The organism is Ruegeria sp. CDSA221 (assembly GCF_059611825.1).
Window position 1 is genome coordinate 47,869 of record NZ_JBXWPK010000004.1, and the last position, 18,773, is coordinate 66,641.

Annotated in this window: 16 protein-coding genes and 3 pseudogenes; 15 read left to right on the forward strand and 4 right to left on the reverse strand. The window is 54.3% G+C overall.

The window, feature by feature from the left end; translation table 11 throughout:
• Positions 1 to 135: 135 nt before the first annotated feature.
• The 14 genes and pseudogenes from AC2FJ5_RS07210 to AC2FJ5_RS07275 all read left to right on the forward strand — a co-directional run bounded on the left by AC2FJ5_RS07210 (position 136) and on the right by AC2FJ5_RS07275 (position 15,253).
• The gene (locus AC2FJ5_RS07210) at positions 136 to 1,119 is read left to right on the forward strand and encodes a TRAP transporter substrate-binding protein (protein WP_496792914.1); all 984 of its coding nucleotides are present in this window, start codon (positions 136 to 138) and stop codon (positions 1,117 to 1,119) included.
• A gap of 93 nt (positions 1,120 to 1,212) precedes the next feature.
• Entirely contained in the window at positions 1,213 to 1,707 is a 495-nt protein-coding gene (locus AC2FJ5_RS07215) for a TRAP transporter small permease (protein ID WP_496792915.1), read from the forward strand.
• Positions 1,704 to 3,014 carry a TRAP transporter large permease gene (locus tag AC2FJ5_RS07220; protein ID WP_496792916.1) on the forward strand — a complete coding sequence of 437 codons (1,311 nt, stop codon included), beginning with the start codon at positions 1,704 to 1,706 and terminating at the stop codon, positions 3,012 to 3,014. The genes AC2FJ5_RS07215 and AC2FJ5_RS07220 overlap by 4 nt, the downstream gene beginning before the upstream one ends.
• 96 nt (positions 3,015 to 3,110) lie before the next feature.
• The gene (locus AC2FJ5_RS07225; RefSeq protein ID WP_271952733.1) at positions 3,111 to 3,854 is read left to right on the forward strand and encodes an SDR family NAD(P)-dependent oxidoreductase; all 744 of its coding nucleotides are present in this window, start codon (positions 3,111 to 3,113) and stop codon (positions 3,852 to 3,854) included.
• A gap of 18 nt (positions 3,855 to 3,872) precedes the next feature.
• A complete protein-coding gene (locus AC2FJ5_RS07230) occupies positions 3,873 to 4,184 on the forward strand; it encodes a cupin domain-containing protein (protein WP_142640366.1) in 312 nt (103 codons plus the stop codon).
• 5 nt (positions 4,185 to 4,189) lie between these two features.
• Positions 4,190 to 5,110 (forward strand): sugar kinase, encoded by a 921-nt coding sequence (locus AC2FJ5_RS07235; protein WP_271952738.1) that lies wholly within the window; start codon positions 4,190 to 4,192, stop codon positions 5,108 to 5,110.
• A gap of 31 nt (positions 5,111 to 5,141) precedes the next feature.
• On the forward strand, positions 5,142 to 6,377 hold the full coding sequence (gene uxuA, locus AC2FJ5_RS07240) for a mannonate dehydratase (RefSeq protein ID WP_496792917.1): 1,236 nt from the start codon (positions 5,142 to 5,144) through the stop codon (positions 6,375 to 6,377).
• A 286-nt stretch (positions 6,378 to 6,663) separates the two neighbouring features.
• A pseudogene (locus AC2FJ5_RS07245) lies at positions 6,664 to 6,795 on the forward strand (TRAP transporter large permease subunit); the annotation flags it as partial.
• Between the two features lie 40 nt (positions 6,796 to 6,835).
• Positions 6,836 to 7,749 (forward strand): annotated as a pseudogene (locus AC2FJ5_RS07250) (TRAP transporter large permease).
• A 389-nt stretch (positions 7,750 to 8,138) separates the two neighbouring features.
• A complete protein-coding gene (locus tag AC2FJ5_RS07255) occupies positions 8,139 to 10,166 on the forward strand; it encodes an oxidoreductase (protein ID WP_496792919.1) in 2,028 nt (675 codons plus the stop codon).
• 479 nt (positions 10,167 to 10,645) lie between these two features.
• Positions 10,646 to 11,671: an ABC transporter substrate-binding protein gene (locus AC2FJ5_RS07260; RefSeq protein WP_142637631.1), complete on the forward strand. Its 1,026-nt coding sequence runs from the start codon at positions 10,646 to 10,648 to the stop codon at positions 11,669 to 11,671.
• Positions 11,672 to 13,888 (forward strand): ABC transporter permease, encoded by a 2,217-nt coding sequence (locus tag AC2FJ5_RS07265; protein ID WP_496792920.1) that lies wholly within the window; start codon positions 11,672 to 11,674, stop codon positions 13,886 to 13,888. It abuts the gene before it with no gap.
• Complete coding sequence (locus tag AC2FJ5_RS07270; protein WP_281973922.1) at positions 13,885 to 14,958, forward strand: ABC transporter ATP-binding protein; 1,074 nt, start codon at positions 13,885 to 13,887, stop codon at positions 14,956 to 14,958. Before AC2FJ5_RS07265 ends, AC2FJ5_RS07270 begins: the two co-directional genes overlap by 4 nt.
• Positions 14,959 to 15,082: 124 nt before the next feature.
• Positions 15,083 to 15,253 carry a hypothetical protein gene (locus tag AC2FJ5_RS07275; RefSeq protein ID WP_496792921.1) on the forward strand — a complete coding sequence of 57 codons (171 nt, stop codon included), beginning with the start codon at positions 15,083 to 15,085 and terminating at the stop codon, positions 15,251 to 15,253.
• Positions 15,254 to 15,533: 280 nt separating this feature from the next.
• Here the strand turns inward: AC2FJ5_RS07275 and AC2FJ5_RS07280 are convergent, their stop codons facing one another.
• The 4 genes and pseudogenes from AC2FJ5_RS07280 to AC2FJ5_RS07295 all read right to left on the reverse strand — a co-directional run bounded on the left by AC2FJ5_RS07280 (position 15,534) and on the right by AC2FJ5_RS07295 (position 17,646).
• Positions 15,534 to 16,325 (reverse strand): inositol monophosphatase family protein, encoded by a 792-nt coding sequence (locus AC2FJ5_RS07280; RefSeq protein ID WP_496701367.1) that lies wholly within the window; start codon positions 16,323 to 16,325, stop codon positions 15,534 to 15,536.
• 274 nt (positions 16,326 to 16,599) lie between these two features.
• Positions 16,600 to 16,707, reverse strand: a pseudogene (locus AC2FJ5_RS07285) (integrase); the annotation flags it as partial.
• 67 nt (positions 16,708 to 16,774) lie between these two features.
• Entirely contained in the window at positions 16,775 to 17,092 is a 318-nt protein-coding gene (locus AC2FJ5_RS07290; protein ID WP_496692019.1) for a cupredoxin domain-containing protein, read from the reverse strand.
• A gap of 29 nt (positions 17,093 to 17,121) precedes the next feature.
• Positions 17,122 to 17,646 (reverse strand): DUF4142 domain-containing protein, encoded by a 525-nt coding sequence (locus AC2FJ5_RS07295; RefSeq protein ID WP_142637641.1) that lies wholly within the window; start codon positions 17,644 to 17,646, stop codon positions 17,122 to 17,124.
• Positions 17,647 to 17,785: 139 nt separating this feature from the next.
• On the opposite strand from AC2FJ5_RS07295, the gene AC2FJ5_RS07300 reads away from it, so the two are divergent.
• Positions 17,786 to 18,739 (forward strand): AraC family transcriptional regulator, encoded by a 954-nt coding sequence (locus AC2FJ5_RS07300; RefSeq protein WP_496792923.1) that lies wholly within the window; start codon positions 17,786 to 17,788, stop codon positions 18,737 to 18,739.
• Positions 18,740 to 18,773 lie beyond the last annotated feature (34 nt).

Below are 18,773 nucleotides of genomic sequence, written 5' to 3' on the forward strand. Positions count from 1 at the left end.
AGCTGGGAGGAAATCAGATCATCCAAATTGGGGTGAAGGCTGATCTGGCGTGACCACTTGTAAGGTTTCGAACACGATCGCCGGTCAAAGACGACTGGAAGAAAACAAGACCTGAACCTGATCTGGGAGGATAGAATGTTCAATTTTTCACTAAAGACGTTGGCTGTGACGGCTGTTTTGTTGGGCGGGGTTTCGACCGCGCAAGCTGATGTCACACTGCGCGGGGCAAGCATGTTTGATGAAGAACATGCATTCACTAAGACCTTGCGCGAGTTTGAACGACTGGTCGCAGAGAAATATGATGGCGAGGTCGAATTTGATCTGCGCCTGAACGGTGAGCTTGGGGTTGAATCCGATTACGTCACCTACCTCAACCAAGGTGTCGCCGTAGATTATACGATCCTTGCCCCGTCCAACATGGCGGTGTTTTCAGAGTCCATTCCTTTGATGGATATGCCTTTCCTGTTCCGTGATCTTGAACACTGGGATGCGGTGCTTTCATCGGATGCGCTGAAACCTCTTGAGGATGATCTGCGCGAAGCCGCTGGCATTGTGATTGTTGGGTATCATGGCGGCGGTGTGCGGAACCTGGCCTCAGCCGAGCCCATCACAAACATGGATGAACTTGCCGGACACCGCATGCGCGTCATGGGGGCCCCAATTCAGGCGCAGACTTTCTCAGCTGTTGGCGCGGCACCATCTGCCATTGCCTACAACGAAGTCTATAACGCAATCCAAACAGGCGTTATTGCCGGGTTCGAAAACGAAGCAGCCTCGATCCAGAACCTGAAGTTCTACGAAGTCGCGCCGCATGTCTCATTGACCCAGCACACGATCACTGTGCGTCCAATTGTGATGTCAGCAAAAATCTTCGATGAACTGCCTGCGGATCTGCAAGCCGCCATCATGGAAGCTGGCGCTGAGGCCGGTGCATTTGGTCGCGCGCTAGAGAGCGGACAGGACGGTGAAAAACTTCAGGCAATGATCGACGCAGGTCAGATCGAAGTGCATGAGTTCGAGGGCCGCGAGAAAATGCTGGAATTGGTTCAACCGGTCCAGGACGCCTATGCTGAAGAGCTGGGCGCGACAGAGCTGCTCAATAACGTTCGCGGAATGTAATCTCCCGACTGACGGGCGGGTGGTTCTTCAAGCTCGCCTGTCGGCACAATTTCCGATGCGCTTGGCGCGTCACATCGCGGAGTAGGGCGGAACATGCTTGGAAAATATCTGGATAAGTTCTGCGCTGGGCTTCGCATATTGCTTGGTGTGATGATGGGGGCATTGGCGATACCGGTCGCCATGCAAGTTGTTTCTCGCTACACCGGCTTGATCCCAACTTACCTTTGGACCGAAGAGCTGGCGACGTTCCTGTTCGTCTGGATTGTGATGATCGGGTCGATTGTTGCTGTCTGGGACGGCACGCATTTCGACGTTCGGATCACCCGGAATGCGATGAGACCGCTGCCACGTTTGCTTCAGGACGGCATTGTACACGTTGCCATCATGATTTTTGGGGCGTTCTTCCTGTTTTACGGCATCGAATACACCGAATTTGGGGGCAACCAGCGGTCCGTAATGATGCGCGCCAATCTTGCGATTACGCACGTATCGGTCCCGATTGCTGGAGGGTTTTGGTTTCTCCTGTCAGGCTACCGGTTGTCCGAAACCATCGCGAAATATCTAAACCGAGAGAGCAGCCAGACATGATCCTCGATACTGCAACTGCCGCCACGATGCTTATTGCTGGCTTTCTGGTGCTGATTTTCCTCCGCATCCCAGTGGCATTCGCATTGGGTTTGGCGACCCTCCCGGTTGTGTTGCTTGAGCTGCGGCTGACCCCGTTCATCGTGCTGGATCGGATGTTCCAATCCTATAACTCCTTCATCTTATTGGCCGTTCCATTCTTTCTACTGGCGGCCAACCTGATGAATTCCGGCAAAGTAACCGACCGGCTGATCGAACTGGCCCGTGTGCTAACCGGCTGGATGCCCGGCGGATTGGGTCATGTAAATGTCGCTGTGTCGATGCTGTTCGCTGGTATCTCCGGATCTTCCACAGCAGATGCGGCGGGTATCGGAAAAATCCTGATCCCAGCCATGCAGAAAGAGGGGTACGACACGCGGTTTGCCGTTGCTATCACGGCCTGCTCTTCGGTGATGGGGGTCATCATCCCGCCGTCGATTTTGATGATCGTTTGGGGCGGTGTCATGCAGGTCTCTGTCGGCGCATTGTTTTTGGGCGGCGCGATTCCGGGCCTGATGATTGGCCTCGCCTTGATGGCTACGGTCTATGGTTTCGCAAAAGCCCGCAATTACCCGGTGACGGCGACGCCGAACTGGGGTGAATTCTGGGCCGCTTGGAAAGGCGCCGCACTGGCCCTTTTGACACCGGTCTTTGTGATTGGCGGTATTGTAGGTGGTCTTGTCACGCCAACTGAAAGTGCAATCATTGCGGCGGGTTATGCGCTGATCTTGGGCATGTTTGTCTATCGGACGGTCACTGTCAGAGATTTGGGTACGATCCTCTATGACACCGCACGATTTGCAGCCATCTCTCTGTTTGCGATCGGCACCGCCTCGGCATTCGGATGGCTACTGTCGTTCTACGATGCGCCGCGCCTGATTGTCAGCGTTCTGACTGCTTGGGAGTTCGGGGCATTTGGAACGGCTATCTTGATTGCCCTTCTGTTTCTTCTCTTTGGCCTGTTCATCGATGCAATCCCGACAATCATCATTCTTGGCACGGTTCTGATGCCGGTGGCACAGGCGGGTGGCGTCGATCCAATCGCATTTGCCATCATCGGTATCGTTTCGCTTGCCTTCGGGCTGGTGACGCCGCCCTACGGCTTGTGCCTGCTGATCTCAGCGGCAATTGGCGGCCTGAATGTTGTGCAAGTCCTGCGTGAGGTCGTGCTTATCCTTGCCCCAATGCTGGTCATCCTCATTCTGTTGGCGGCATTCCCCGAAATCATTCTGTGGCTCCCAAAGGCAGTTATGCCGGGGGCGTTCCGATAATGGCGTCTCAACTTGCGCTGTGAGCGCTCTGAGAGGGCCGCCAACTGAAACCCGTGACACAAGCGAAGCTGGCGCTTTGTAATAGGAAGGACCGACATGAAACTTGCAGGTAAAACCGCCATTGTAACCGGAGGAGGCCGTGATATTGGCCGCGCGGTTGCGATCAAACTCGCCTCTGAAGGCGCAAATGTTGCGATCAACTATTTTTCCAGCTCAAACGGCGCGGATGAAGCTGTTGCCGCAATCGAAGCCAACGGTGGTAAGGCGATTGCCGTGCAGGGTGACCTGAACAAGAAGGCGGATGTTGACGCGCTTGTGTATCGGACGGTCGAAACCTTTGGCGGCGTCGATATTCTGGTCAATAATGCAGGCGGTCTGATCGCCCGCAAAACCATTGCGGAAATGTCTGTTGAACATTGGGACGCTGTGATGAGCCTGAATCTGACCAGCACATTCCTGATGACGCAGGCTTGCCTGTCCAGGATGACGTCTGGAACTATCGTCAATCTCGCCAGTCAGGCCGGGCGCGATGGTGGTGGACCGGGTGCCGTCGCCTATGCCACAGCCAAGGGCGCGGTCATGACCATGACACGCGGTTTGGCAAAAGAGGTCGGCCCAGACATTCGTGTGAATGCACTTTGTCCTGGCATGATCGATACCGATTTTCACAATGTTCATACACCTGATGCTGGTCGACGCGGCTTTGAAGCCAACGCACCGCTAAAGCGTCAGGGTCATGTCGATGACGCTGCAAATCTCGTTTTATTTCTGGCCTGCGAGGACAGTGCCTTCATCACGGGCGCAAACATTGATCTCAACGGTGGCATGCTGTTTTCCTAACAAGCAAGGAGAGAACCTGTGCCCAATTTCCCGATCGTCTCTACAGGTGAACATGTCACGCGGCAGGTGCTATCTGATCATCCTGACCTCATGGTTGTTGCCTTCCGGTTTCACGCGACCGGGGCGATTGGTGCCCTGCACAGCCATCCGCATGTGCAGGCGACCTATGTCGAAAGCGGTCGATTTCGGTTTACGTTGGGTGAGCATGAACAAGAGTTTGGCCCCGGTGAAAGTTTTGTCATCCCGCCCGGCCAAACCCATGGCTGCACATGCCTGGAACCTGGGACATTGGTCGACAGTTTCACGCCCCGCCGCGATGATTTTCTGTAACTGATATGCGTGTACTAGCAATCGGCGAATGCATGGCAGAACTTGCCCCATCTGAACGGTTTGGTGAATTCAAGCTTGGTTTTGCGGGCGATACCTTCAATACAGCATGGTATCTTGCACAAATCGCCGCAGATATCGACGTCAACTATCTGACGGCTGTCGGAGATGATGCGATTTCGCAGGATCTGCGGGCGTTCATGAAAGACAGCAGGATATCCGACACGCACGTCCAAGTCATTGCGGGCAAAACGATTGGGCTATATCTCATCCATCTCAGCAATGGTGAGCGCAGTTTTTCATACTGGCGCAGCGACTCTGCCGCCAGGCAACTTGCGGTCGACGAGATTGCACTCGGGCGGGCAGTTAAGGGCGCAGACTTAATCTACTTTTCTGGAATAACCCTCGCTATTCTCGATCCACAATCACGCGAAATGCTGTTCGATGCGTTGCGTCGTGCACGTGCATCCGGAACGACTGTTGCCTTTGATACAAATCTAAGACCACAGCTTTGGTCTACGCCGCAGGAAATGACAGACACAGTTATGAAAGCTGCTGCGCAATCCGATATCGTTCTGCCATCTTATGATGACGAAGCCGTATGGTTCGGGGACGGCGATTCAATTGCGACGCTGGATCGGTATGCAAAGGCTGGTGTCGATCAGATTGTCGTCAAGAACAGCGCGCAGCCTGTGGTTTTTCAAAAAGCAGGTCAACGTGGAGAGGTAGGCGTTGATCCAGCGAGGGGCATTGTCGATACCACTGCGGCAGGGGACAGTTTCAATGCAGGTGTCTTGGTAAGCGTTGTTAGGCAGGATGATTTGGCAACAGGCATACGCAAGGGGTGTCGTCTGGCAGGCCATGTCGTCCGTCACAAAGGCGCACTCGTCCCGGTTAACTTAGATCTTGGTAAGGATGAGACGGGTTAGTGATACGTCTTGATCAAGGAGTAGCAAGATCATGAAACAGACTTGGCGCTGGTTTGGTCCTTCTGATGCGATCTCCATTGGCGAAATCAGGCAAACCGGTGCAACCGGCATCGTCTCAGCCTTGCACCATGTTCCAACAGGAGAGGTTTGGTCAGTCGAGCACATCAAAGAGCGGCAGCAACAGATTGAGCAGCCCGGAGGCGTTCCATCTGGATTGACCTGGGACGTTGTTGAAAGCGTTCCGGTGTCCGAAGCGATCAAATCGCAAACCGGCCCGGTAAGGCAACACCTTGAAATGTACAAGGAAAGCCTACGTAATTTGGCCGAATGTGGCATTCACACAGTCTGCTACAACTTCATGCCAGTGCTGGATTGGACGCGCACAGACCTGAGCCATCCGCTGCCACATGGTGGGCACGCAATGCGGTTTGATCTCTTGGATTTTGTCATGTTCGATTGTTTCATCCTATGCAGGCAACGCGCGGAGCAAGATTATTCAGCGGTGATCATAGAAGCCGCACGGGCCCGGTTTACAGATCTGGGTGATGGAGATCGCCTGAAACTGTCGAACAATATCGTCGCTGGTTTGCCGGGGGCGAACGACAATTGGTCTCTTGAGGACGTGAAACGAAACCTCGACGCATATGTTGGCATGACGCCCGAAACCCTCCGCTCCAACCTGGTTGATTTCCTTTCCGAGGTTGTTCCAACGGCCGAAGGCCTCGGCGTCCGGCTCTGTTGCCATCCGGATGACCCACCTTTTCCACTGCTTGGGCTTCCACGGGTCATGTCGTCGCAAAGTGATTACGCGACCGTGTTGGATGCCGTTGACAGCCCGGCAAACGGAGCAACGCTATGCACCGGGTCATTGGGTGTTGCCGAAGACTTCGACCCAGTATCCTTCATTGCTCAGCACGGCCATCGGATCCACTTTGTACATCTTCGCAATACCGTGCGGGACGGTTCAAGCGACCGCAATCGCCATAGTTTTTCCGAGTCTGAACATTTGGCAGGAGACACAGATATGGTTGCAACAATTCGCGCCTTGATGGTCGAAGAAACGCGGCGCCGCAATCAGGGGCGATCAGATTATGAGATTCCCATGCGCCCGGACCATGGCCACGCTTTGCTGAACGATCTCACTCGTCCTTCCCAGCCCGGCTACCCGCTCATAGGCAGAATGCGCGGCCTCGCCGAACTGCGCGGTGTTATGCACGGTTGCACTTTGATTTCACCTGGGTCCGATGCCAATATTCGCGGCATTTAAGCGAGCGTCTGCTCCTCCGGACAGATCAGACCTTTTGCCGGGCTTGATGATACCGGTATGTGATCAGAAGACGATAGTAACCTATCGGCAGAAGTCCGCTTTGTCCGCAGTGCGTAAATTCAGTTCCTGATCCTTGCTGCACTCTGCATGAATGGCGGCTTTTCCCGCTGCCCGACAGCACCATACTTTACGCTACCGCAGCATTTCCCACGCCGCGAGCGCACGCAGCATGAAAACCGGACTCACAAAATGGGTTCATCGCTGACATTCTCTGCATACACGATCAATGGCTGCTATTGGGCAAATTAAGGACCTTTACGATGCAGCAAATGCAATGGTCGGCCATTTGCGTTGTGGACTTGGGGTCGCCACGATCCTCTCCTGCACCATATTCGCAGCCATTTCCGGTTCGTCTGTAGCCACAGCACTTAACTATTGGCTCGACCGCTATCCCGTAGATGAAGCGCTTCAACTACAGCCTCAGCTATTCCTACGGTGTGATTGCAGCGGGCGGTACGCTCGGGATTCTAATTCCTCCCTCTGGGCCTCTTATTCTCTATGCCATTGTAACCGAGGCCTCGATCGGAGCTCTTTTCCTAGCCGGGTTGGTGCCGGGTATCATGATGGCTGTCATATTCGCGGTTTGGGCGATGGTCAGCGCTGGGTTTGGGGGCACAGTTGTCTCTCAACCATTTGCAGGTATGGGCGTTATTTGGTCACGTATGAGACAGTCGATCTGGGCTTTGTTGATGCCACCGGTGGTTTTGGGCGGGATCTACCTCGGAGTATTTACTGCCACTGAAGCAGCTTCTATTGGCTGCCTTTACGCGCTGTTCATCAGCGTAGTTGTTTACCGCAATTTCGGTCTGAACGACCTTTGGGTGACTGCGTTTGAGACTGTACGCACAACGGCGATGCTGTTCATGATCCTGGCTGCTGCGGCGCTGTTTGGTCACGCCGTAACCATTATTCGTCTGCCCATAGAGATCGTCGAACAAGTGACGGCAATCGGCCTCAGCCCCGCCATGTTTGTCGTAGCTGTTATGCTGCTCATTCTGGTGCTGGGCAGTTTTTGGAGACCATCTCGATCATCCTGATCACGACGCCAATCGTTTTTCCTGTCATGCTGGCATTGGGGATAGATCCAATTTGGTACGGCATCCTTCTAATGATCAACCTCTAACTTGCGCTGATCACACCTCCCGTGGGGATGAATCTCTTCGTCATCAAGGGCATTGCCAAAGCCCCTTTGTACGAGGTCATTCGCGGCGCCTTGCCATATGCAGCGCTAATGCTGCTGGGCCTGATCCTCGTCTTTGCATTCCCATCTTTATCCACGTGGCTTCCCGAGGCGGCGGGGTTCGGCGGCTAAGCAACGCGTTCATGAAACTCCTTGAGTATTACCCTTTTCATCCTTAACGCCATGTCTCAATAGGATTGGACCCCATGGCTAGGGCTCATTTGAGACTCTAACCGTATACTTTCTGGGTCAGAAATGCCCAACGTTTAGGTTAGAATTGAATGACGTGATCCTCCGACTCATTGAGGTTTTGGCTGTCAATTGAGTCAAAGGTCAGTGGCGTTCCACATTTCTTGGTGTGGTCGTCATTTTGTGGATCAGTGTCGGAAAAAGTGAACTCTCTCCCCGTATTTCCCAAGTAGCATACCTTTGACAGCGAACGTTGTCAGTCACAGAAGCTGTCAAACGGGCCCGACCCGGAGCTGTTTTTAGACCGGTGTCGTTACCGAAGGGAGTTGATCATGGCGAAACTACTTGATCCGTTTCAGCTCAAGCACCTGACGCTGCGCAACCGTATCGTCAGCACCTCTCACGCGCCCAATTACGTCGAAGATGGTCATCCGCGAGACCGTTACAGGCTGTATCACGAAGAAAAGGCCAAGGGTGGCGTCGCCCTGACAATGATCGGAGGATCGACGAATATCGCTGCCGACAGCCCCTCGGTATTCGGCCAGCTTTATGCCGGCGACGACAGTATCGTTCCCTGGTTTCGGAAGCTCACGGATGGCGTGCACCTGCATGGGGCCGCTATCATGTGTCAAATCACTCATATGGGACGCCGCACTGCTTGGGATGATGGGCATTGGTTACCGGTTATTGCCCCGTCCGGCGTTCGCGAACGCGCACACCGCGCCTTTCCCAAAGCAATGGAACAAGAGGACATTGAACGAGTGATCGGCGATTATGCCGCTGCGGCGCGACGTTGTCAGCAGGGCGGGTTCGATGGGATCGAGCTTCTGTCCCACTCGCATTTGCTGGGCCAGTTTCTGTCTCCGCTCACCAACCAACGCGACGATGCCTTTGGTGGAACGTTGAAGAACCGCATGCGCCTGACCCTGCAGGTATTGGATGCGGTGCGCGCAGAGGTCGGTCCGAAGTTCATACTGTCCATGCGCATCACCGGCGATGAGTTGATTGAGGGCGGGCTGAGCGCCGAGGACTGCATTGCCGCCGCCCGGATGCTGGAAGAAAGTGGCCATGTCGACCTGCTCAACATCTTGGTCGGGGCGCCCTACGATGACCTTGGCCTTGCTGAATGGGTGCGCCCTATGGGTCTGCCAGCCGCTCCGCATATTACTGTGGCCGGACGCATTCGCGAAGCCGTCAACCTGCCGATCCTGCATGCAGGCGGCATCGCAGACATTGCAACGGCTCGCCACGCGGTTACAGGCGGCCATGTCGATCTGGTCGGCATGACGCGCGCCCAAATGGCTGATCCTTATTTGGTGGCAAAACTGGCACGCGGGGAAGAGGATCGTATCCGTACCTGTGTCGGCCTCGGGTATTGCGTGGACCGGGTCAATCAGGGCAAGCCCGCCGTGTGCGGACACAATGCCGCCACCGGGCGGGAGCAAACTTTACCCCATGTCATTCCTGCCAGCCGCACCCGAAGGAAGGTGGTTGTCGTCGGCGGCGGACCTGGCGGGCTGGAGGCAGCGCGGGTCAGTGCCTTGCGCGGTCACGATGTGGTTTTGTTCGAGGCGTCAGATCGGCTGGGGGGGCAGCTTGTTTTGGCAGCCAAGGGCGGGACACGCAGGCAGATATGGGGTGTTGCCGATTGGTTGATTTCCGAGGTTGCCACCCTTGGTGTTGATCTTCGCATGAATACCTATGTCGAGGCCGGTGACGTGCTTAGAGAAGCCCCGGAATTAGTCATTGTTGCTACCGGAGGATGGCCCGAGCCAGTATCGATTCCGGGCGGCGATCTGGCGCTCTCCAGTTGGGAGGTTCTGTCCGGAGAAGCGCGTGTCTCGGGCGAAGTTCTATTGTTCGACGAGATTGGAGACCATCCCGCGGCAGTCACTGCCGACATGTTGGCAGGCGCTGGCCACAGCGTCGAACTTGTGACCCCCGACCGGGCGATTCTGCATGACCTTGGCCCAACGACCTCTGCCGTTGCTTTGCGCGATCTGGCAGCCAACGGGGTGACCTTTACCTGCCTCCACGAACTCCGTGCTCTAAGCCAAGAGGGAAACCGGGTGTGCGCCAGCCTGCGCAATGTCTTGACCGGTGATATCACCAAGCGTCTTGTCGACCACGTGGTTGTCGAGCAAGGTCTAATCCCGACGGACGCGCTCTATCACGATCTAAAGCCAAGTTCGCGAAACCTTGGGCAGGTTGATCACAAGGCGCTGATCAATGGTTCATTCCCGTTCAGGGAAGACGAGCCAGATGGCCAGTTCTATCTGGCCCGAATTGGTGACGCGATCGCAGGCCGCAATATGCACGCCGCGATTCTCGACGCTATGCGTATTTGCTGTTCAGCCTGAGCTGCGCTTCGAGCATTTTTCATCAGTTGCGGCGAAGGCAAAGCTGTACCTCGGCCCGCATCGAAAAACTTTCAGGAAAGCAGAAGTTCGCAGCACTCGCACAGAGACCTAGTTTGCAGACGAAAAGCAGATCTTAAGTTCGAAATACGATGCTTGCTCTACGCTGGAGGAAGCGGCCGCCTCAGCAATGGGCTGCCTAAACAATGCGGCATCAAAATACGCTCCCGATACTCAAACTTGGTGCTGTAAACAGGCTTGGCGATTCAAAACCCACCGGTGCAAAAAACCAATGCTCGTTGAATTTTCTTGCAGAACCAACAGTACAGTGTTGAGATTGCTTCTGTCATTGGGAGGCTGGTCGGATGTTGATCTGGCCAACGCAATTAGATCAACTAGCGACTTAGAGCGACCGCCACTAACGACGAATTGACGAGTATCGCGCTGGGAATTTCGGCACGACACATAGGGGAGGAAAGAAATTGAAAAATCTGACGACGACGCTGGCGGGATCGCTGATAGCATTTGCGGCTTCGCTAACTGCGGCCCAAGCTGAAAAGCTGACGTTTTACTGCTCGGCACAGGAAGATTGGTGTCAACTCATGGCGCGCAGTTTCGAGGATGCCACCGGTATCGACGTCAATATGACCCGCAAGTCCTCGGGCGAGACGTTTGCACAAATTCGCGCGGAAAGTTCTAACCCTAAAGGCGATGTATGGTGGGGCGGTACCGGTGATCCCCATTTGCAAGCCGCCGAAGAAGGCTTGACGATGGAGTACGTGTCGCCGATGCGTGACCAGCTTCACGACTGGGCGATCTCGCAGGCTGAAAGTGCAGGTAACAAAACCATCGGAATTTATTCAGGCGCACTCGGCTACGGCTACAACTCCGACCTCTTGGCCGCGAACAGCTTGCCCGAGCCCGCATGTTGGAAAGACTTGCTGAAGCCCGAATATAAAGGGCACGTGCAAATGGCGAACCCGAATTCCTCGGGCACCGCTTATACGACGCTTGCCTCGATGGTTCAGATATTTGGCGAAGACGACGGCTTTGAGTTCATGAAGGGCCTGCACTCGAACATCAACCAATACACCAAGTCGGGTTCGGCCCCAATCAAGGCCGCCGGCCGGGGTGAGAACACCATCGGCATCGTCTTTATGCATGATGCGGTCAAGCAGGCCGTATCAGGTTTTCCGGTCAAGGTCGTGGCCCCATGCGAGGGCACAGGCTATGAAATCGGCTCGATGTCGATCATTGATGGCGCTCGAAATGAAGAAGAAGCCAAAAAGTTCTATGACTGGGCCCTCAGCCCCGAGGCCCAGAACCTTGCGCTTGAGGTTAACGCCTTCCAGGTTCCGTCCAACAAAAATTCGGAGACCTCTGAAAGCGCACCTGACATGAGCCAGATCAAGCTTATTGACTATGACTTCAAAAAGTACGGCTCGTCTGACGAACGCAAGCGTCTCTTGCAGAAATGGGACGAAGAGGTCTCAGTACTGCCACAGTAAGTGACTGACACCACACCAAAAACGAACCACCCGGTTCTGATCTTCTGGATTGTTGCCGGGTGGGTAGGTTTCTGCCTACTGCCATGGTTCATGGTGGAGGATGGCATTTGGTCATTCGTATGGCTGGTCGATGGATATCCGTTCGATGAAGATTATGCGCCCGCCGTTTTCCTGATCGGACAGGGCGAAAAGCTGTGGCTTACGCCGCTTTTGGTCCCGCTTACCTTGCCTTTGTTGATACTCGGCAAACCGAAGTCCGATCCACAATACGCACGTATCCTGATTTTGGCTGGTGCCTTGGGTTTTGGCTGGCTGATTGCGCAAGGGTTCTCAATTGGCATTCGCGGATTCAATTTCGACTGGATGAAGGCGCTGTTCGTAGAACCGAAGATCCGCCAGTTCGGCATGGGATACGGCGCGATGATCTGCGCCACAGCTTTCCTGTTCCTTTTAACTCAGGGTATTGCGGCGCGCGGTGCCATCAACGGCGACGTTTTCGTCGTCAGTGCAATTGGCGGCGTAATCACCATTGTTACAGTTTTCGTCTTCTTTCCAATTGCGAAAATGTTGTTTGCCGCCTTCGTTACCGAAGATGGTGCCTATTCAGTTTCCGTTTTTGCCTCGAAGTTCTTTGATGACCGACTTTGGGGCTTGGGTTGTTTTGCCGGTGCCAAATGCGGCGCCGCGTGGAACTCTCTGTTTCTTGCAGTTCTTGTGGGCTTCATCACGACGGCACTTGGACTATGTTTTGCACTTGTCGTCACACGGTCAGGTTTTCGTTTTAAACGCGGGATGCGCGCGTTGACAGTTTTGCCGATTATCACACCGCCCTTCGTGATTGGTCTTGCACTGATCCTGCTGTTTGGGCTTTCCGGTTCGGTCACCAAATTTGTTGCTGAGATATTTGGTGTGCAGCCTACGCGCTGGCTTTATGGCATGCCCGGGGTGCTGATCGCTCAGACTCTGGCATTTACGCCGATCGCCTTTCTGGTTTTGATCGGGGTGGTCGAAGGGGTGTCACCTTCGATGGAAGAGGCCGCCCAAACCCTTCGAGCCAATCGTTGGCAAACATTCAAAACCGTGTCCCTGCCTCTGATGCGTCCCGGCCTGGCCAATGCCTTCCTGCTTGGGTTCATCGAATCCATGGCCGATTTTGGCAACCCGCTTGTTTTGGGCGGGAATTTCGATGTGCTGTCGACCGAGATTTTCTTCGCCATCGTCGGAGCGCAATACGATCAGGGCCGTGCTGCTGTTCTGGCCATGGTGCTCTTGTTCTTCACACTTTCCGCCTTCTATGCGCAGCGCGCGTGGCTGGGGAAAAAGAGTTATACCACCGTTTCCGGCAAGGGCGACGCGGGTGTGCATCCCTTGATGCCGCGCGGCCTTGCCATACCGGTTCTGGGCATTGCAATTGCCTGGGCAGTTTTCACTGCCGTGGTTTACGGGATGATCATCTATGGAAGTATCGTCGAACTGTGGGGCGTCGATAACTCGCTGACGTTCAAGCACTACGTCACAGCCTTTTCGGTTCGCTTCGAAGAAGAAGGTATTCGCTGGACCGGAGCCGCCTGGGACAGTTTCTGGACCACAATCACCATTGCTGCCATTGCCGCACCGTTGACGGCCGCCGTGGGGTTGGTCACTGCCTATCTGCTGACACGGCAAAGTTTTTCGGGAAAGAATGCGTTTGAGTTTGGCACGATGCTCTCTTTCGCTATTCCCGGCACGGTTATTGGCGTCAGCTATATCCTGGCATTCAACGTGCCGCCGATCGAGATCACTGGCACGGGCGTTATCCTTGTGGTCAGCTTTATCTTCCGCAATATGCCGGTTGGGGTTCGTGCGGGTATTGCGTCTATGTCACAATTAGACAAGTCGCTTGACGAGTCTTCGCTGACGCTCGGTGCAAATTCCTGGCAGACTTTCAGGCGTGTGATCCTCCCGCTTTTGCGGCCGGCCATTCTGGCTGCGCTGGTCTACAGCTTTGTCCGGGCAATGACGGCAATTTCGGCGGTAATATTCCTCGTTTCTGCCGAGTATGACATGGCCACCAGCTACATTATCGGTCGGGTCGAGAACAACGATTACGGTCTTGCAATCGCATACTCCACAACGCTGATCTTCGTGATGTTGGCGGCAGTCGGGATGTTACAAATCCTCGTAGGCCGTGTTCAGATTGGGCGACGTACACAACTTGGAGCAGAGAAAACGACATGACCGAAACGACTATAGCAAGTAAGGCCGCGCCTGTTCGTTTCGACGGTGTTTCGAAAGTGTTCGGCAAGGATGTGGTGGCCGTCGACAGCATCGATCTGCACGTCCAAGCGGGCAAACTGGTGACGCTTTTAGGCCCCTCAGGCTGCGGTAAAACGACGACATTGCGCATGATCGCAGGTCTGGAAATGGCAACCTCGGGCCGAATTCTGATAGGCGACCGAGACGTGACCAAATTACCCGCTACCGACCGCGACGTGTCGATGGTATTCCAATCCTACGCGCTTTTTCCTCATATGAGCGTGCTAGAAAACGTCATGTATGGGTTGACCTTTTCCGGCTTCGACAAGCGCGAGTCCCGATCGCGGGCGCTGCATGGGTTAGACTTGGTTGGCCTGAAGGGCTTCGACAATCGTTTGCCAAGCGAACTTTCCGGCGGGCAGCAACAGCGTGTTGCTGTCGCTCGTGCATTGGTTTTGGAGCCACAGGTTTTGCTCTTTGACGAACCTCTCTCAAACCTCGATGCAAAACTGCGCCGCCAGGTGCGCGAAGATATCCGCGCCATTCAGCAAGATCTCGGTTTGACCGTCGTCTATGTGACTCACGATCAGGAAGAAGCCCTTGCCGTTTCAGATGAGATTGTCGTCATGCGCAACGCTGCCATCGCACAGATCGGCACGCCGCGTAAACTATATGATGCGCCGGTTGACCGGTTCGTGGCCGATTTCATTGGTGAGGCTAACCTGATCAGTTGCACTATTCTTTCCGTTAAAGGCGATTTAGCCACGATCGAAATCGAGGGCTATCAACACACGCTCCCTTCTCGTGGCCTAACGCCTGGTCCCGCAACGCTGGCCGTGCGCCCGTCACGGATATTGATTGGATCTGATACCGGCATCCCGGCCAAGGTTGCCAAGGCGACCTATGTTGGCGTGCGGATGGAGTACACTCTGGCCGGTGCCTTCGGGCAGGTATTTGCTGTGCAGGACGACGTGGACGAGCCACTGGAAATCGGCTCGGAAGTCAAAATGTCTTTTGCCGAACGTGGCCCCGTTCTGTTGCCGGAAGGGTGACGTGGGTAAACTTTTAGTCGTCTCTCAACCGGAGGTCGTCCTTGAGCCAGAGACACCGGTCACCGAATGGGGTTTGAGTGAAATTGGCCGCGCCCGAGCCGACACATTTTCACAAAGTAAGACCATGTCTAGCGTGACAGATATCTGGTCCAGTACCGAGCGAAAAGCGTCCGATACAGACGCTATCCTTGCAAAGCCTTTGGGGCTGGTCGCGAATTCCGAGCCTGGATTGAGGGAGAACGACCGAAACACTACCGGGTTCCTTCCTCCCTCGATATTCAAGGTCCGCCGCTGACACCTTTTTCAAGGCACCTATGTCCAGCTTCTGCAATTGGGAAACAGCCCATGCCGCGCAACTGCGTATCGTTCGAACAGTCTTGTCAATCGTCATAAACCAAGACGGAAAAGACTTGGCCATTGTAACCCAAGGCGCGGTCGGAACACTGCTTTGGTGCCATCTTGCAGGGCAGAAAATCGATCGTCGGATTGTTCAACCTGGTCTGGGCCACTTCTGGCGTGCGGATATTAAAACTCTTCAACCTGAATTCGGGTCGAGCCCGATTGCCTGAACGACGTCATTCGTTCCAAGCGTCGTCGCAGATCATTTTCAAGGTCTCGAACACGGCCGGTGTACCAGCGATCACGCGACCACCGTCCCGGATCATCCCGTCGGCGTCTTGATCCTCGATCTCGCCACCTGCTTCGGCAATCATCAACTGACCGGCGAGGCAATCCCAGGCGTTCATGTGCTCTTCAATGTACCCCAATAGACGTCCCGCCGCGACATAGGCCAGCGAAAGCGCACCGCTTGCATTGCGATGATAGAGAGCGCCACGTTCGATAAGGGCCGCAATCACCGGAATGACCTTTGATGCTTCGACCCGGTTCGAATAGCCAATTGAGACGGTCCCACTTGCAAGTTCCACGCTTGAGGCAACCTGCATGGCGTGTCCATTCAAAGTGGCACCTTCGCCTCGGACCGCCACGTAAGTTTCACCAACGTTTGGCTCGAAAATTACGCCGACCTGCGTCTGACTGTCTGAGACGCCCGCTAAGACAATCGTCCAGGCCGGAATGCCATTGACGAAGTTCGTTGTCCCATCAATCGGATCGATCACCCAGTCAAAACCGCTGGAGCCAGCTTTTTCCGCGTGTTCTTCGCCATAAATCCCATCATCAGGAAAGGAGTTCATAATCTTTTGACGAATGAAGGTTTCGACGTTGCGATCCGCCTCGCTGACCCAGTCTTGTGCGCCTTTTTGATCAATGACCAAGGTGTCTCTGGAAGCAAAATACTCTAGTGCAAGCGCGCCCGCCTCTTCGGCTACCGCAACGGCGAAGTTTCTTCGTGCAATGATGTTATGCATAGGTCGGCTCGCTTCCTGCTAAATGCAACACCATCCCTAGTGGATAGGGTGTCAGAACACAAAACAGTGTTTGCCAGACAGAAATCCACTTTCTTCGAGTCACCCGAGTTTCTGTCGAAAGAATATGCCAATAAAAGCACTCATTCACTTCCGTGCAGTGAAGTCGCATATTGCTCGTGACCATCGCCGGATTTTGAGAACACTGCATCGCAGCACTTGAAGTTGCGATGACGGTCCGCATCGGGCTGCCTGCGAGAGCGGCCCAGAGATATTGTATTTCAATGGCTTCAGCAATAGCCAGGACATCTTCAAGTTCAACACCAAGATACCTGACCGTGCTGTCCATCTTTGTGTGCCCCAACAGAAGCTGGAAGGCGCGAAGCCCAAAGCTCCATATGCTGCGCCCTGCATCATAGTCCGCTTTCGTTCAGTCGATCCAATGAGTCAAATCACATGATCACTATTGTTCCCTTCATATGTGGATGAAACGCACAGAAATATTTTGTTTCCATACCTTTAGTAACCTCAACTTTGGCGCTGACACCGTTTGGGATCTCCCCAGTGTCCCATCCGAACTCATCTGCCGTGGCCGTATGTGGCGCCAGATCTTCATTGGTCCATTGAATGGTATCACCAACAGACACGTTCAGAAGCTTTGGCGTGAATGCGAATGCTTTGATGCTGACTTCGTGGACTACTGGTTCTGCCGCCAGGGCCCGCGTTCGGGTTAAAGCGAGAACGGCCGCCGATGCGACCGCTCCAACCATTACGCGACGGCGTGAATGGGCTTTTCCCATCACTGCAGTGCCTCGACCATCATTTCGGCGTGGCCTTCATGGGCTTTAAAGATCTCAAGTCCCTGCTCGAACAGAGCCTTCACCTCGGCATTGTCGATATTGGGGATCATTGTGTTCTCCACCAGATCATTCACCGCCTGGTGATAGGCCAATTCATTGGCTGCATAAGCGGCATCAAACTCTGCTCCACGCAGCTTGACGAAGCCATCGATGATCTCTTCGGCATTGGCATTCAGCGTTTGGCTGAACGCATTGTCCTGCGCTGACACGCCCAGTTTTTCGAGCAGGCCCAAGGCCGCTTCGTTCACGGCAGTATGGTCGCGGATCATCGTGTTTGCGAATTCATGGATGTCGGGGTTCGACGACAAAGCCAGCGCCAGATAGGCATACCGAATGTCGATGTTATCGGCCGTATAGGCAATGTGAGCGTATTCGAGATCGCTCATCTCGGCGACGTCCTGCGCAGAGGCTTGAGCGCCAGTCATGGAAAGTGCCACAGCAAATGCGGAAATCAGTTTCTTCATTTTGGAGACTCCACTGAGTGTTACGATGGCAATAGGAGTAATCCGAACCGGGAAGTGAGATATATGCGGGAACGTTCGATTTTCTGTGCAGATCGTTCAAGCTGCTGTACAAAATCGCCAAATACTGCCATGAAAATGCATGCTTGATTTGCTTAGCGATATTCTTACGAAACTGTCTGTTCAAGGCGCGCTCTATTTTCGAACTTCGTTGACCACCCCTTGGGGGATTGAAGTTCCCAAGTTCAAAAACGTCGCCCGATTTCATTTTGCTCATAGGGGCAATTGCCTGATCGAAGTTGAAGGATATGAAAAAGTGGTGGCGCTGGAGCAGGGCGATCTGTTGATTGTTCCGCATGGCGCGTCACACAAGTTGTACTGCGCGGCTGAAACAAGAAATGCAGTTTTGCCGCTGGACACGGTCATCGAACGGTCGGGATACACTGGGACTGGGGTTCTGGTTTACGGCGGCGACGGCGATGAACGTGACACGCAACTTATCTGCGGCCATTTTTCATTCGACCCTCATGCAAAACATATACTGTTGGAACGCCTTCCACCGATCATTCACCTCAGGAATTACGGGGAATCCGCTGGAAAATGGATGGAGGCGACACTGCGCATGATCGGAGATGAGGCCGGGGGTCTTCGCCTCGGTGGCGATCTCATTGCTTTGAAGATGTCAGAAGCCATACTTGCGCAGGCCATACGTTCGTTTGTGGAAAGTGACGAATCCTCGAGGTGGGGCTTGAACGGATTCTCTGATCACCATCTGGCTCGGGCTCTTGACGCGTTTCACAAGGATCCAAGCGCATCCTGGACGATAGAAACAATGGCGCGCATTGCAGGCATGTCACGAACAAACTTTGCCGTTCAGTTTCAGAAAAAGATGGCGATGTCGCCAATGCAATACGTAACAGCTTGGCGGCTGGAGATCGCCAAACGCTGTCTTACTGACCCATCAAGTTCTGTTTCGGATGCGGCAGAACGCGCTGGATACGCATCGGATTCTGCTTTTGCACGCGTTTTCAAGAGGGAAATCGGCCTCTCACCTGCCGGCTTCCGTCGGCAAATCAGGTTATCATCGGCGCAATAAACCGGACGGGATCTGTTGCGAAGTTTTAACTTGC